Origin of the sequence: Chromatium okenii (assembly GCF_002958735.1) — a bacterium.
Taxonomy (GTDB): Bacteria; Pseudomonadota; Gammaproteobacteria; order Chromatiales; family Chromatiaceae; genus Chromatium; species Chromatium okenii_A.
The window spans coordinates 61,318-77,024 of record NZ_PPGH01000035.1 but is presented as its reverse complement, the minus strand read 5'-3'; the positions used below and the strand labels follow the sequence as shown (position 1 = coordinate 77,024).

Here is a 15,707-nt window from a genome sequence, read left to right as displayed (position 1 = left end):
CACCTTGGCGCAGCAGGCAAATCGTTAGGTTGCTGCATCGAGTGCTTCGCCCAGCGTGCGTGCCGCGATGATTTCCAACCCTTCAACGCCTTCTTTGGGCGCATTGCCCTTGGGCACAATAGCGCGACGGATGCCATGTTTCACGGCCTCGCGCAGCCGATCTGCGCCATTCGGCACGGGCGCACTTCGCCAGACAAACCAATTTCGCCAAAAACTGCGAGATCAAGCGGCAGCGGACGGTCGCGATAACTCGACAGCACCGCCATGATGACCGGCAAATCGGCAGCGGTCTCGGCAATGCGCACTCCGCCGACCACGTTGACGTAAACGTCTTGATTAAACAGCCCAATTCCGCCGTGACGATGCAGCACTGCGAGCAGCATTGACAGTCGATTTTGATCCAAACCCAGCGCGACGCGGCGCGGATTCGCCAGCGGACTTTCATCAACCAGCGCCTGCACTTCGACCAGCAGCGGGCGCGTTCCTTCTCGCGTCACCATGACCACGCTGCCGGGCACCGGTTGATCGTGGCGCGACAAAAAAATCGCTGATGGATTTTTCACCTCGCGCAGTCCCTGCTCGCCCATCGCAAACACGCCCAGCTCGTTGACTGCGCCGAAACGGTTTTTAATCGAACGCACGATGCGGAATGGGCCGCCGTGTTCGCCCTCAAAATACAGCACCGTGTCCACCATGTGCTCCAGCACTCGCGGACCGGCCAGCGAACCGTCTTTGGTGACATGCCCGACGAGAAAAACCACGGTATCCTGTTGTTTTGCAAAGCGTACCAACTGCGCAGCGGCATCACGCACCTGCGACACCGAACCCGGCGCAGATTGCAGCGTTTCCGTAAACAGCGTTTGAATCGAATCGACAACCATGATGCGCGGATGCGCAGCAGCAACCTGTTCCAAAATGCGTTCGACGCAGGTTTCCGCCAGCAACTGAATGCCGTCGCCCGTCAAACCCAGCCGCCGCGCTCGCAATCCGATCTGCTGCGGCGATTCTTCACCGCTGATATAAAGCACTGGAAAATCAACGGCGAGCGCGGCGCAGGCTTGCAGCAGCAGCGTCGATTTGCCAATGCCCGGATCGCCGCCGAGCAGCACCACCGATCCCGCCACCAAACCGCCGCCGAGCACGCGATCCAATTCGCCGATACCGCTTTGAATGCGCGAACGTTCTTCGGGATTGACTGCCGCGAGCATTTCAATTCGCGCAGTGTCGGCAGCGCCGGTGTAGCCGCCACGCAACACAGGGCGGCGCGGTTCCATCATTTCCGTCAAACTGTTCCACACGCCGCAATCTGCGCACTGTCCCGCCCATTTCGGGTGACGTGCGCCGCAGGCATTGCACACGTAAGCGGTGCGGGGTTTGGGTGCAGCCATGAGGCGTTTAATCTCCGAGTAAGCGTTTTTTTGCAGCATTAATTTGCGCGGCTAAATGATCCGAACCGCCGCGATCTGGATGCAGTCGTTGCATTAAACGCCGATGTGCAGCACGAATGGTTTCTGCGTCGGCATTAGCTGCCACGCCGAGAATGGCGCGGGCTTCCGCATCACTTAAATGACCATTATTTGATGGTGGCGATTGCTGCTGATTCGCTGGTTGAAAAAGCTGGCGCAATTTGGGTATCAATTCCAATACACGCTCTAATCGCGCCAGTGCCAATCCCAATGTTGCTATTGCAGCTAATAATGGATTGAGATGTCCGCTTATAAGCGCCAGCCCCAGCAAGCCAATTCCGCCCCATAATAAAATTGCACTCAATACGCTGCGCACCTGTGCAGGCGGAGTAGTGCGCCACCAGTGACGACTCCACAAGGCAGCAGCAATCAATCCAATGAATAAAATTAAGCGCATCATAAATGATCCCAATTAGCGAATGCGGGGCGTTAAATTGGCAACTTCATTTTCGCATCGGGAAGGTGTATAGAATTACTGCGAATACTGCTGACAAATTTTCAACTGCGCAACTCAGTGTTATTGAGGTATTAGCGGGCAACTCCGGCACACCAGCGCCGCCACATATCCCGATAGGCTTGTTCAACGCGCCGTGCAAATCCTGCTTCATCACGCCACGGGCTGGCTTCTAATTCAGTGCGTAAATTCGCACGAATAGCGGCTAAATGCGGCAAATCACTCGCCAGCGCAACTGCTTTTTCAATGTATTCGTTTTCGCTATTTGCAATCCATTCAGGATGCCCAGCGCCGTGAAGAATAGTGCTGCCAATTCGACCAACACTGGGGCGATCAGCGAGGGTAATAAATGGTAATCCCATATACAACGATTCAATTAACGTGGTTCCAGAATTATGCGGAAAACAATCCAGCGCAATATCTATTCCGCGCAGTACATCATAAGGTGGGCTATCAAATCCAATTTCTAATTGCGCTGGGGCAATTCCATAAATTGCAAAACGATCAACAAGTGCTTGTTGTCCAGATGGAGCATTAAACGCATCACTATTCACAACCAGCCGCGCTGTTGGCAGTCGTTTTAGAATTTCCGCCCAAGTACGAATGACACGGTGATTGATCCGAATCCCTCTCGTCAAGGTTCCAAAGGTCACAAAATGGCGTTCCAAAGCCGGTAATGAATTGACTTCACCCATTTTATCATCTGGTCGATATACCATTGATGGAGCTGCAATTCGCCATGGGCGCTCGGCGAACAGGTTTTCACTGCCTGCCGGAACCATAACTTCGTCAGTTAAAAAATAATCAATGGCACTTAAACCAGTCGTATAACCATAGCCTAACCAAGACACTGCAATTGGTGTTGGTCGGCGAGCAAACACTAATAAACGATTGCCAGCTGAATGACCAGCTAAATCAATTAAAATATCAATTTCATCGGCGCGAATCCGCTCGGCAAGCGCATCATCATTTAGGCGTTCAACTTCAACCCAGTGATCAACATAAGATTGATAACGTGTTGTCATCAGATCTTCGCATCGCGTTTGACTATAAGCGGTGATTTCAAAGTGATGCTTATCGTGATGAGCAAGTAAGGGTTCTAAAAAATGATTTGAAGAATGAATGCGTAAATCTGGCGACATGTAACCGATTCGCAATCGTCGTTCAGAATCGCAGTTATTCATATGCGGTAGCCATTTAGCGCGGTGCGGTTCGCCAAAGCGCTGATCGAATGCGCGATAGGAAGTAAAGATTTCTGCTGCCGATTTGTCGGGGTGATAATTGAGCGTGAATAGCGCATTGGAGTGCGCAATTTCCATTTCAGGTTTTAGCTGAACAACGCGGGCAAAAAAAGTCAACGCCTCATCAAGTAATCCCTGTTCTATCAACAAAAAACCAAAATTGTTAAGTGCTCCAACGTGATCGTTTTTAAGTTCAATTGCTTTTCCAAAAAATGCTTGAGCTTGATTCCAATGTTTAAGACGTTGCAGTAAACACCCACAATTATAATGTATATCAGGAAAACCAGCATCCAATTCTAATACTTGCACATAGTAAGATAATGCTTCTTCAATTCGATCTAGTGCCTGCAATGCGTTTCCACAATTGTTTAGTGCTTTAATATAATTGGGTTTTAGTGTTAATGCACGTTGATAGCTTTCTAATGCAGATTCCCAATGCTTTAACTTTTCTTTAACAAGACCTTGATTATTCCAAATCTCGGCGCTATTCGGTTGTAATGTCAGTGCTTGATCATAAACACAACTTGCATCATCTAAACGTTCTAAGGTTTGATATGCTCGTCCTAAACTATTGAGAATTTCTGCATCATTAGGCGCTAACTGTCGCGCCTGCTCTAACACCGGCAATGCGGCTGAAACACGATCAAAATCACGCATCATCATAGTGCCAAGTATTTTCCAAGCAGATGCGTTTTGTGGATCGTGTTGCGTGATTTGATGAGCAAGATACTCGGCTTGTGTAAATTGACCTTGTTTCAACAATTCAAATACTGCATCAATCGTAGGCAAACTCATCAGTGTCACCATTTCTTGAATCACTTAACTTGCTTAAATGATACCGATTTGCTTAGTTAATGTGATCCTAATCGATAAGGTAAAAATTTCTTAATTCTTTGTAACTAAAAGATAAATATCTGTACGGCTCTGTTAATGAGACCAGTACCGTTTGGTTAAGTGGGATTCGCACACCAAATCTGCCACATTTCCCGATAGGCTTGTTCAACTCGCTTTGCAAATCCAACTTCATCGCGCCATGGGCTCGCTTCTAGTTCACTGCGTAAATTGGCACGAATTACAGCTAAACGGGGTAAATCGCTGGCAAGTGCAACTGCTTTTTCAATGTATTCATCTTCGGTCTGTGCAATCCATTCAGGATGTCCTGCGCCGTGCAAAATCGTACTACCAATTCGACCAACACTTGGACGAGATGCTAGTGTAATGAAAGGGACACCCATATAAAGGGATTCAATTAAAGTTGTACCAGAATTATGTGGAAAACAATCTAAACTAATATCCATTTTCTGTAGCACATCCCATCCTGGAGTATTGTAGCCAATATCAATCCGCTCTGAAGCAATTCCGTGCGCCGTAAAAAATTCTAAAAATTGATTTTGTATTGGTGTTGTTTGAAATCCACCACTGTTAATAATTAAACGTGCATTTGGTAATCGCTGTAAAATTTTTACCCATACGCGAATGACATGATGATTGATTCGAATACCACGCGTAAGTGTGCCAAAAGTAACTGCTCCGCATGTCAATGCAGGTAAATTATCAATATCACCCATCTTGGGATTGGGTCGATATACCATTGAGGGAACGGCAATACGCCATGGTCGCTCGCTGAAAAGCGTTTCACAGCCAATAGGAACCATGATTTCATCGGTTAAAAAATAATCAATTGCGCTTAATCCTGTTGTATACCCATATCCTAACCAAGACACTGCAATTGGAGCGGGACGCCTCGCAAAGACTGTTAAACGGTTATCTGCCGTTTGGCCTGCTAAATCAACTAAAATATCAATACCGTCAGCGCGAATCCGCTCTGCCAAAGTTGTTTCACTCAATCCTCTGATTGCTACCCAGTGATCAACATATTGGCGATAACGTGCTGTAACTTCATCCTCGACTTTTAGTTCTGCATAAGCCGTAACTTCTATGGTGTCTTGATCGTGATACGCTAACAAAGGCTCTAAAAAGTAACATGTTGAATGAGCACGAAAATCTGGTGAAATATAGCCAATATGTAAACGCCGATTAGGATTTGGATCGTTCTTGTGCGTTTGCCAAAATATTTGACGATCTTGTTGTACATATTTATCGTATTTTTGATAAGCTAAAAAAATATCTTCTGCTGGTTTGTCTGGATGGTAATTTAACGCAAAAAGTAGGTTTGAATAACTGTTTAGTGAATGTGAATTTTTATCTAAAACAATTGCTTTTTCATAAGCAGCAATTGCTTCATCTAATTGCCCTATTTCTTCTAAAACCGCACCGATATTGTTGTATACCTTAACATTATCAGGATCAACCTTTAATGCACGCTGAAAACAGTCTAGTGCTTCTGATAATCGCTGGATTTTTCTGAGTGCAACACCGAGATTACTAAACGCATCCGATAGATTAGGATCAAGTGCCAACGCTCGGCGATAATTATCAATTGCTTCTTCTATTCGATTGATGCTTTCTAAAGTTACGCCAACACTATTATAGGCAGCTGCATAATCAGCACCAATCTCTAATGATCGTTTATAACAATCCAACGCCTCGTTAGGACGATTAAGGTTTTGAAGTGTATTTCCTAAATTATTCAAACATTCTGCATCTTTTGGATTTAACTGAACAGCTTTTAGTAAAAAATTTAACGAATCTTCAAACAAACCACGCTTAAAAAGCAACGTTCCTGTTGCTTTCCAACCAAAAGCATCAGTTGGATAACGTGCCACAAGTTTTCTAGCCTTCGATTCGGCTTCAATAAATTGCCTTTTTTCAAGTAATGAAACAACTACTTTTTGTTCTTGAATGGAAGCGGTTTCTTTTGCAGAAAAAATACCTTTTTTTTGCTCGCTAATCTGCTTTCTTAACCGTTGTACAGCTGATGTATTGAGCTTCATGCGTATAAGATGGTTTAAAATATCATGCGCTTCATCAATCCGCTTCGCAGCAAGTAGTTCTTCCGCTAGTGACAGCCAATAGCTACCTTTGCGAGACTCTAAAACAACAGCTCGTTGTAAATGTTTTAATCCTGATTCAGGTTTTTCTAATTTAATTTCAATCATGCCCAAGTTATGATGTGCTTCAGCGTGATCTTGATCCAAGGCTAAAATTGCACGATAGAGACTCTCTGCAACATTCAAGCGATTCGCATGATAATGAGTAATTGCTTCTTTAAGTAACAAAGAAATGTTAGTCATGTAACACCTTATCATTAGCAGATACAAACTTATTCACTATTCACTATTTAATCACTAATCCTTGACCAGTGGGTAACTCTAATACTTCGTATCCCTGTGCTGCCAGCCAAACATCTTCTGCCAGCTTTTGTTCTCGATAAGCCCGCCAGCCATAATCATCTAATATCAAGATACCACCGGTGGAAAGTCGATCAAAAAGACGATCTAACGCACCAATTTCAGCCGGTGCGTTATTCAAATCAATATGCAAAAACGAAATGCTTTCTGGTGAGATTTTATCTAAAACTTGTGGAACAAATCCTTTAGTAACAATGACATTTGAAAAACTCTCAAAACGTTTTTTAACTCGTTCAAACAACGTTACTCCATGATCAGGCATCGCGTGATGCACCATAGAATCATCATGTTCAAAAAGATCATATAAATAATAATTTTTATCCACGTGAGCAAAATCAACATAGTCACAAATGATCCGTGCTGAAGTACCTTTGTAACAAGCACACTCAACGAAATCACCGGGTATTTTTCTGGATAACACATTTTTTGCGACCCATGCTAAGACATAAATTCGCCAAACAATCGCATGTTCAATGTTCGTTTCAGCGTGAGCTTTCCAAGCGTTTACAAACGCTTCGTTTTCAAGAAAACTAAGATTTCGACCAATTGTAAAAATATTGTCTCCTGCATAGATTCCATCAGGAGAAGTGTTGCTAATTGCTTGCTGAATACCCTGAAGAAAATCAGGGTTTTTAACACCAAAAAAGACACTTGAAATTAGATTTTTCATTGTTTTTATCGCTATAACTGGGAGACGCGCTGTAAGAAACCATTTGGCGCTGATGTCACCAACAGTCGATCTTCAATTGAGTGATCAACTGCAAATTCTGGGTGATGTTTAATCCATTCCCAAACAGCAGTTTTTGGGTTATTACCTTTACCCCATGGACGTTCATTCCAAATATAATCGTCTGGCATATCTTCTATAAAGGTGTCAAAGACGACACAGTAGCTATTCACACTTACAAGATTGGCATAAGCATTCAGTTCAGCGAACACATGTTCATGAGTATGATTAGAATCTAATAAAACAACGATTTTCGCAGCATCTTTTGCCTCAGAATGAACTTTTGCAACAATATCAGGATCAACACTTGAGCCTTCAATAATTTGAATACGATGTGCGAGATGATGATTTTCTATTGCGTGACGATTGTGTGATCGTATATCAATATCGACACCTATCACTTTTCCATGACCTAATAATTCAAGTATTGATGCGGATAAAATCAGCGAACCACCATGCGCAATGCCAGTTTCAATGACAAGATCGGGTTTAACTGCCCAAATAATTTCTTGAATTGCAACAATATCCGTTGGCAGTTGAATAATTGGTCGCCCAAGCCATGAATAGTTATTCATGTATTTCTTTTTTAAGGCTTCAATGCGCCATGCGTTCGACAGGGCGCGAAATGCTTCATCTTGCGCAAAAGCAGCAATACGTGTCTTTTTTTCTACTAAATAACCCGCTTCAGCATCTGGAGTGGTTTCTAAATATGGCATTGATTTCTCTGGTGATGATAAGAATCCAAAAAATCTGGAAAGTAGTCATTGAGTTGTCGGGGATTAAATTGAAATTCAGTCTTAATTTTATGAATATCAATAACGGAAAAACTCCAAGTTGGCACATTCTCAATTACAGTAATTTTAAAGCCCAATTTTTGTGCTAAAAAATTCGCAATTTCAGCAGTTTTTGTGTTGACACCACTTGCGATATTAAAAATGCCAGTCGTTTGTGAAAGCGTAATTTTTGTTAATAGCTGTATCGTGTCATCAATTCCAAGATAGTCTTTTTCTGAATCGAGAGAAGTGTGTAGTAGCAAATTGCCATTTTTATAACCTTCTTCTAATAGTTGCGTTAAAAAGTTAGTGGGTTCGTTACAAACACCAACGATATTGGATAATCGAGCTATTTTCATATTCGGGCGACCACAGTGCAAACATAGGGATTCGCCCATGAGCTTTGACAAATTATACAAATCGCTCGCGTTATTGGGATTAACCAATAAATTCTGTTCTTCTTGTGTGTTCTCAACGCCAGCATAAACGCGGGTACTCGAAAGATAAGTGAATGATTCAAAATCAGCTTTTTCAATGAATCGTTGAAGTAAACAAATATGTGCTTCTACGGTATCTAATGGTCGAGTTCTAAAATCTGCCGTTAATCCAATACAATAAATAACGTGACCTAACGGTTGGGTAAAAACTGTTGCATCATTTCGATCTGGTGCGCAATAAGAAAGTCCTTGTTGTTTTAGAAATTGCAGTAAATGGCTTCCGATAAAACCGTGACCGCCTAATACTGTAATTAGTGGCATAGTCATGTTTAGTTACAACTAAATTCCTAGAAATTGAGAATCGAGTGGGGCGTGAACGGCATCGCGGGGCGATAAATCGGTAATTGTCTGTGGCCAACGAATCTCGAATGCTTTGTCGGTTGGGTTAAATCCAGATTCTAGTTCGGGTGTGTAATATGCCGTATTCATATACAGCAATTCACAATCATCACTGAGTGCCTGAAATCCATGTGCAAAACCTTCTGGAATGACCAGCATTTTGTAATTATCAGCAGTTAAATGCTCGCCGTGCCACTGTAAAAAAGTCGGTGAATCGGCGCGAATATCCACTGCAACATCAAATAATTCACCACGTACACAGGTTACAAATTTAATTTCTGCCGCTGGCGGATACTGAAAATGTAATCCTCTAATTGCACCGCATTGTTTTGTAAACGTGTGATTGATTTGCACAATCGGTTTGCCATGCGTGAATTCTGTTAATTCATTGGCGCAGAATACGCGCTCAAAAAAACCGCGTTGGTCGTGAATTGGTCGCCGTTCAATCACTACAACGCCAGCAATTAGCGTTGATTGGCAATGAAAACGCGATGCAGTTGTTAACATAAAGCATCAACCATGTGATGCGCAACAATTTGCGCCAGCGAAAACTGTTGCATATCAATATCTTGTCGCCACGCCCGATGCCATGACAAGGTGCGATCCAACGCCTCATTCAAATCCCAGCGCGGTTGCCAGCCCAAGCGCATTCGGGCTTTGGCGCTATCCACTTTCAAAATCGCGGTTTCGTGGGGCTGCGACGCAAGATCGCAGCGCCAACGGGCTTCGGGACATTTGGCACACAACCGTTCCATCACCCAAGCCACGCTGCGTGCGTCCGTTTCCGCGGGACCGAAATTCCACGCCTCGGCGTAAACCGTACCTGCTACATCGTGAAGACGCTCGGCTAATTGCAGATAACCTGCAAGCGGATCAAGGACATGCTGCCATGGACGAATCGCGTTGGGCGAACGAATGTTCAGTATTTCTCCAGCATCGAGTGCTCGCAAAAAATCTGGAATGAGCCGATCTGCAGCCCAATCACCGCCGCCAATCACATTGCCAGCGCGGACGCTAGCGACGGCAATTTCGGCTGCAGCCAAAAAACTGTGACGATACGCAGCAGTGACTAATTCGGCACAGGCTTTGCTGCTGGCGTAGGGATCGTGACCGCTGAGTCGATCAGTTTCCCGATACGGCCAGAGCCAATCTTGATTTTGGTAACATTTATCGGAAGTTACGATTACAACAGCGCGAATGCTGGCGCTGTGGCGCACCGCTTCTAACAGATTCACCGTGCCCATCACATTGGTGGCGAACGTGTCAACTGGCAGGCGATACGCCTCGCGCACCAGCGGCTGGGCGGCGAGATGAAACACAAGGTCTGGCGCAGCAGCGATCAACGCCTGTTTTAATGCCGACGCATCGCGCACGTCTCGAATTTGCTGCTGCGACAACCGTTCGGCAAGTCGAGTGAGGGTAAAAAAGTTCGGATTCGTTGGCGGATCAAGCGCATAGCCGCATACGGTCGCGCCCAATTCCGTCAACCACAACGCCAGCCAGCCGCCCTTAAAACCGGTGTGTCCAGTGATAAAAACCCGTTTGCCGCGCCAAAATTCTGGGTTCATTGCCAACGTTTCCACGGTGCTTGCCCAGAAGACCACAGTTCTTCAAGCTGATTTTTATCGCGCAACGTATCCATCGGTAGCCAAAATCCAAAATGATCGAATGCCATCAATTGCCGCATTGCCGTTAAACGCGCAAGTGGTTCGCCTTCCCAACTGCTTTCATCGCCGTCAATTAAATCAAGACACTGCGGCGATAATACGAAAAAACCACCGTTAATTAAACCGCCATCACCGCGCGGTTTTTCAATAAAGCCGGTCACTTCATTTCCAGTTTGTTCAATTGCGCCATAACGTCCCGGCGCTTGCACTGCGGTGACGGTAGCTAATCGCCCATGCGCCCGATGAAAAGCAATGAGCGCACCAATATCAACATCACTCACTCCATCGCCATAGGTGAAACAAAACGCTTCTTCATTCTGCACATAATTCGCAATGCGTTTTAATCTTCCGCCAGTCATGGTATCCGCGCCAGTATTCACTAACGTCACCTTCCAAGGTTCCGCTTTACGCTGATGCACTTCCATTTGATTATTTGCGACATCAAAGGTCACATCTGACATGTGCAGAAAATAATTGGCGAAGTATTCTTTAATCACATAGCCTTTATATCCGCAACAAATGACAAACTCATTCACATCATAATGCGAATAGAGTTTCATAATATGCCAGATCATCGGCATTCCGCCAATTTCCACCATCGGCTTGGGGCGCAAATGCGATTCCTCTGAAATGCGCGTTCCCAAACCACCTGCCAGAATGACTGCTTTCATTGACGTTGCCCGCAATGATTTAAGAGTTATTTTCGAGCTGTTCCCACGCCGCCGCATTCGGATCAATTTTCTGCCGCCGCCGTCCAATTGGAGCGGTCGTTGATGCAGCGCGTTTTGGCATTCCTAAACGCAGATTCAATAACCGTTCGCGGCGTTCCATTGCTGCGCCGTGATTCAGATTCGATAATATTTTTTTGAGTAAATATAAATCGTTGTGGAAATAAGACGATGGCGAACGTTTGGTTTCCAACGCCTCAATCACTGCGGCTTGCACCCAAGTTCCAATATCACCCTGCACCGGACGTTGATCGAAATCATGTGTCAATGGTAAAAATGGACGGCTAATCTGAATGCGCAAATCTTCATGCAGTGGTTCTAATAACCACGTCATTTTCTGCACCAATTCTTCAATTTGATACACCGCAGATTGTCGTTCGCCAAGATCGAATAGAATGCGAATAAAACTCATTTTCGTTGCAAGTGTCCATCACCTGCTTCAATAAGATCATGGAACCGGCGTAAGCTCTCAAGCAACCGCTGATAACGCACAGTTAATGGCAGCTTTTGATCCTGCGATAATAGATAACAATCTAAAGCTGCTTGATAATCTTGCCAGCGTTCATCTTTAGAATGATCGGCAATTTGCCAGCCAATCAACAGCGGTTGTGCATAATGATAATCCGCCAAACTTAATGGCCACAGCATTTCATAAGGTGAAAGCGCAGGCAGCGGTGTTAATTGTGTGTTATCAATTAACAAATTGCGCTGTTGCAGAGTTGTCGCGCAGGCATTACTGCAAATAAAAACATTGCGTTGATGTGCATCTAGCGGTTGATCTGGGTCTATTGACGCAAGCGCATTGATTCCCGGAACTAAACGATAAAACTGCCAATTCAATTTATTCACAGCAGCGCGTAATTGCGGCGACAATGTCGTTTCATTCACACGCAACATCACCAATGGCGCATGGGTCTTAAAAAAGATTTCTCCACTTTGCAATACGTCCAATTCCAGACCGCCCGCATTGATCGCAGAAAATCAATTGGCGCAGTCATTGGCCAGCGCGAATCTTTCAATAAATCATCGAGTGTGAGCAATGTTGCCGCTTCGGTGCTGCGATCGCCCTGCAAACTGTTGGGTTTACGCGCAGCGCGAATACTGATTTCTGCGCGTCCGCTGTGACCGCCAGCCGATTGGCAGCACCGTCATCACGTCGCTCAATTCATTTTCAATAACGCTCTGCGCCAGCAATCCGGCGTTACGTTGTACCGGTTCCAGCGCGATGATTTTACCATTGCCATTCAACCGTTTCGCCAGCGTCAGGGCATACGCGCCGTGCTGGGCGCAAATCCACTGCGACCATGCCGGGCTGAATGAATTGGCGCACAAAGGTCATTTCGGCGTCGTACCAATCGCCCTGCTCCAACAGCACGTAAGTCGTTTGCGCATGAATATCGGCCGGCACACACACGCGCACGTCTCGGCAATCGTGACCAGCAGCGTGTCGCCCACTTCCTTCAGCGCCTGTTCTAGCTTGCCGTTGAGCGGATCGTGGCTGACAGCAACAGGTTGATTTGGATTGAGAATGCGTGAGTTGCTGGCGCAATGCCGTCACCGCTGGCGTGTTCGGCAATGTCACTGGCGCGGCGTCCAGCACCGCCTGCGCATCCAGTGGACGCTGCGCTTGCAACAGCGCATTCGCCAGCGCCAGCCGAAACTCCACCGATGCTGGGGCGCAATCCACCGCTGTGTGCAAATGCGCCAGCCCCGGATCGGTTTGACCGGATTGGCATTCCAGCACTCCAAGCCGATGATTTGCCTCAGCATGTTGCGGATCGAGCGCCACCACAGCGCGATATAACCATTCGCTGCTTCATCACGCCCAGCGTTTTGATGCTCAATAGCCTGCTCAAACAGTCGTTGCGAATCGCTCACGGAATGGCTCTCTCTATTAAATTGGATATTGATCGGGCAGCAGCGGAATTGGTTTCAAGCCTAACGCCAATGGTTGCCCAATTCCAAACCTGAATCCTTAACCGCCAGCGGCGCACGAATGACCGGATGCGGGTCGTAATCAATGATTTCGATGTCCTCAAACGCGTATTCAAATACATTGGCTGGGCGACGCCGCAAATGTAATTGCGGTAATGGACGCGGTGTTCGCGCCAATTGCGCCAACACGATTTCATCCGTCAGATGGTTTTGATACAGATGCAGATCGCCAAACGTGTGCACGAATTCGCGACCTTCAAATCACACTGCGCCGCAATTAAATGTGTCAATAGCGCGTAGCTGGCGATATTGAACGGTACTCCGATAAACAGATCGGCACTGCGCTGATACAACTGACACGATAGTTTTCCTGCATTCACATAAAACTGAAACAGGCAATGGCAGGGCGCGAGCGCCATGCGCCCAGCGCGGGCGTTGTCCTGCGGACTGATGGTTTCATCCGGTAAATCCGCCGGATTCCATGCCGACACCACCAGCCGCCGCGATTGGGCGGCGCGAATGTGGCGATAATTCCGCAATTTGATCAATCACGCGCCCATCGGGACTGCGCCAGCTCGCCACTGTGCGCCATAAATCGGGCCAAGTGCGCCGTCATCCGTTGCCCAGTTGTCCCAGATGTGCACATCTGTGCCTGCAGCAGCCGATTATCGGTCGCGCCCGCCAGAAACCACAGCAGTTCGTGAATCAGCCCTTTGGCGTGTACCCGTTTGGTGGTGGTCGCAGCGGAAAATCTTGTAAATCAAGGCCAAATCTGCCGACCAAACACCGAGCGCGTGCCGACGCCAGTACGGTCGCCCCGGTCGTTGCCGTGGTCAAGCACTTCGCGCAGCAAATCGAGATAAACCTGCATGGCGTCAACTTACCGCCGCGCCGAGCAGCAGCGAGCGTCCGTCCATTTGTGGCGGAATCGGCAAGCCCATCAGCGCCAGCACCGTCGGCGCGACATCTTTCAACTCGCCGCCAATCGCCAAGCGCCACGGCGTTCCGTCAATAATCAGACAGGGCACGGGATACAGCGTGTGCTGGGTGTGCGGGTCGCCGGTGATCGGATCAACCATCTCGTCGCAATTGCCGTGATCGGCCGTCAAAATCACCGAATAACCGCAGTCCACCGCTGCATCCAACACGCGCCCGACTTCACGATCTAACGCTTCCACTGCCGCAATCACTGCTTCGCGCACTGCCGTATGTCCGACCATGTCGCCGTTCGCAAAATTGACGACGATGAACGGAAACCGCTGTTCGTGGAGCGCCGCAATCACCGCATCAGCGACCGCTGGCGCACTCATTTCTGGCTGCAAATCGTAGGTTGCGACCTTGGGCGACGGAATCAGCACTCGCTCTTCGCCGGAGAATGGCTCGCTGCGTCCGCCGTTGAAGAAAAAGGTGACGTGCGCGTATTTCTCGGTTTCCGCGCAGTGGAGTTGCGCCAGCCCCGCGTCGCTCAAAATCGCGCCGAGCGTGGTTTTCGGCATATCGTGATCGAACGCAAACGGCAGCCCAAAGGTCGCGTCATATTCCATCATGCAGGTGACGTTGACGGCGGTCACGCCGCGTCGGTCGAAGTGATTGAAATTCGGTTGAAATAATGGCGCAACGAGCTGGCGCGGACGATCTTTGCGGAAATTGAGGTGAATGACGTGATCGCCGTTTTGAATCTGCGCCGCGCCATCAATCACGGTCGGGCGGATAAATTCATCATCTTCTCCCGCAGCATAGGCCGCTTCAATCGCGGCGCGAGCTGTGGCAGCGCGGCGACCTTCGCCGTCCACCAGCGCCCGCCATGCCAATTCGGTGCGCTCCCAGCGGTTGTCCCGATCCATCGCGTAATAGCGCCCGGAAACAGTCGCAATTTGTCCGCCAGCCTGCGCCAGCGCGGTTTCCACTGCGTCCAAATAACCGAGCACCGAGCGCGGCGGCGTGTCGCGTCCGTCAGCGAACAGGTGCACCAACGGTCGTGCGCCCTGCTGCTGGCACAGTTGAATCAACGCGACCAAATGCGTGACGTGGCTGTGCACTCCGCCGTCGGACACCAAACCCATCAAATGAATCGGACGCTGCGCGGCTGCCGCAGCTTGGGCAGCAGCGACCAGCACCGGATTGGTAAAAAAGCTGCCGTCCCGAATCGCTTCATCAATCAGCACCAAATCCTGCCGCACGATGCAGCCGGAACCGAGCGACATGTGCCCGACTTCGGAATTGCCCATTTGACCGTCCGGCAATCCAACCGCCAGCCCAGCGGCTTGAATCGCCGTGTGCGGATGCGTGGCGAAATAGCGATCAAGTGTCGGCGTGTGGGCAAGATCGACGGCGTTATTGGCTTTGGCGGGATTGAGACCGAAACCGTCCAGAATGACGAGAAGCACTGGGCGGCGCGGGAGGTTGGGCATGGAATTGGTCATAAAAAGCTCGTGGTATTGATGACGATTTGCTTCGTCTGAATTTGGCGACATCATACTATTTCGCAAATGTTGCGCCGCGTGTTCGGCGTACTGTGAGCGCAGGCTGGCGCAATCACGCAGCGTCATAATTTTGACAGTAGCAGCGT

Annotated in this window: 14 protein-coding genes and 2 pseudogenes; all 16 read right to left on the bottom strand. The window is 47.7% G+C overall.

The features are described from left to right. Positions 1–24 precede the first annotated feature (24 nt). The 16 genes and pseudogenes from radA to gpmI all read right to left on the bottom strand — a co-directional run bounded on the left by radA (position 25) and on the right by gpmI (position 15,561). A pseudogene (gene radA / locus CXB77_RS08525) lies at positions 25–1,388 on the bottom strand (DNA repair protein RadA). Between the two features lie 7 nt (positions 1,389–1,395). Next, entirely contained in the window at positions 1,396–1,866 is a 471-nt protein-coding gene (locus CXB77_RS08520; RefSeq protein ID WP_105073559.1) for a DnaJ domain-containing protein, read from the bottom strand. 128 nt (positions 1,867–1,994) lie between these two features. Beyond that, on the bottom strand, positions 1,995–3,956 hold the full coding sequence (locus tag CXB77_RS08515; protein ID WP_172452604.1) for a tetratricopeptide repeat protein: 1,962 nt from the start codon (positions 3,954–3,956) through the stop codon (positions 1,995–1,997). A gap of 155 nt (positions 3,957–4,111) precedes the next feature. Next, complete coding sequence (locus tag CXB77_RS08510) at positions 4,112–6,355, bottom strand: tetratricopeptide repeat protein (RefSeq protein ID WP_105073557.1); 2,244 nt, start codon at positions 6,353–6,355, stop codon at positions 4,112–4,114. 43 nt (positions 6,356–6,398) lie between these two features. Next, positions 6,399–7,142: a TylF/MycF/NovP-related O-methyltransferase gene (locus tag CXB77_RS08505; protein WP_105073556.1), complete on the bottom strand. Its 744-nt coding sequence runs from the start codon at positions 7,140–7,142 to the stop codon at positions 6,399–6,401. 11 nt (positions 7,143–7,153) lie between these two features. After that, on the bottom strand, positions 7,154–7,915 hold the full coding sequence (locus CXB77_RS08500; RefSeq protein ID WP_105073555.1) for a cephalosporin hydroxylase family protein: 762 nt from the start codon (positions 7,913–7,915) through the stop codon (positions 7,154–7,156). After that, the gene (locus tag CXB77_RS08495; protein ID WP_105073554.1) at positions 7,903–8,736 is read right to left on the bottom strand and encodes an NAD-dependent epimerase/dehydratase family protein; all 834 of its coding nucleotides are present in this window, start codon (positions 8,734–8,736) and stop codon (positions 7,903–7,905) included. Before CXB77_RS08495 ends, CXB77_RS08500 begins: the two co-directional genes overlap by 13 nt. 12 nt (positions 8,737–8,748) lie before the next feature. Then, positions 8,749–9,315, bottom strand: coding sequence for a dTDP-4-dehydrorhamnose 3,5-epimerase (gene rfbC, locus CXB77_RS08490; protein WP_105073553.1), 567 nt, complete (start codon positions 9,313–9,315; stop codon positions 8,749–8,751). After that, entirely contained in the window at positions 9,309–10,376 is a 1,068-nt protein-coding gene (rfbG, locus tag CXB77_RS08485; protein ID WP_105073552.1) for a CDP-glucose 4,6-dehydratase, read from the bottom strand. The genes rfbC and rfbG overlap by 7 nt, the downstream gene beginning before the upstream one ends. Next, a complete protein-coding gene (rfbF, locus tag CXB77_RS08480) occupies positions 10,373–11,146 on the bottom strand; it encodes a glucose-1-phosphate cytidylyltransferase (RefSeq protein ID WP_105073551.1) in 774 nt (257 codons plus the stop codon). Before rfbF ends, rfbG begins: the two co-directional genes overlap by 4 nt. A 19-nt stretch (positions 11,147–11,165) precedes the next feature. After that, entirely contained in the window at positions 11,166–11,615 is a 450-nt protein-coding gene (locus CXB77_RS08475; protein ID WP_105073550.1) for a hypothetical protein, read from the bottom strand. Further along, positions 11,612–12,154, bottom strand: a complete 543-nt coding sequence (locus CXB77_RS08470; RefSeq protein ID WP_146108775.1) for a hypothetical protein — start codon at positions 12,152–12,154, stop codon at positions 11,612–11,614. Before CXB77_RS08470 ends, CXB77_RS08475 begins: the two co-directional genes overlap by 4 nt. Positions 12,155–12,286: 132 nt before the next feature. Next, positions 12,287–12,451: a hypothetical protein gene (locus CXB77_RS19680; RefSeq protein ID WP_172452603.1), complete on the bottom strand. Its 165-nt coding sequence runs from the start codon at positions 12,449–12,451 to the stop codon at positions 12,287–12,289. Continuing rightward, positions 12,435–12,995, bottom strand: a complete 561-nt coding sequence (locus CXB77_RS08465; RefSeq protein ID WP_105073548.1) for a tetratricopeptide repeat protein — start codon at positions 12,993–12,995, stop codon at positions 12,435–12,437. Before CXB77_RS08465 ends, CXB77_RS19680 begins: the two co-directional genes overlap by 17 nt. 146 nt (positions 12,996–13,141) lie before the next feature. Further along, positions 13,142–14,009 (bottom strand): annotated as a pseudogene (locus tag CXB77_RS08460) (thymidylate synthase). A 4-nt stretch (positions 14,010–14,013) separates the two neighbouring features. Next, positions 14,014–15,561: a 2,3-bisphosphoglycerate-independent phosphoglycerate mutase gene (gene gpmI, locus CXB77_RS08455; RefSeq protein ID WP_105074004.1), complete on the bottom strand. Its 1,548-nt coding sequence runs from the start codon at positions 15,559–15,561 to the stop codon at positions 14,014–14,016. Between the last annotated feature and the right edge of the window lie 146 nt (positions 15,562–15,707).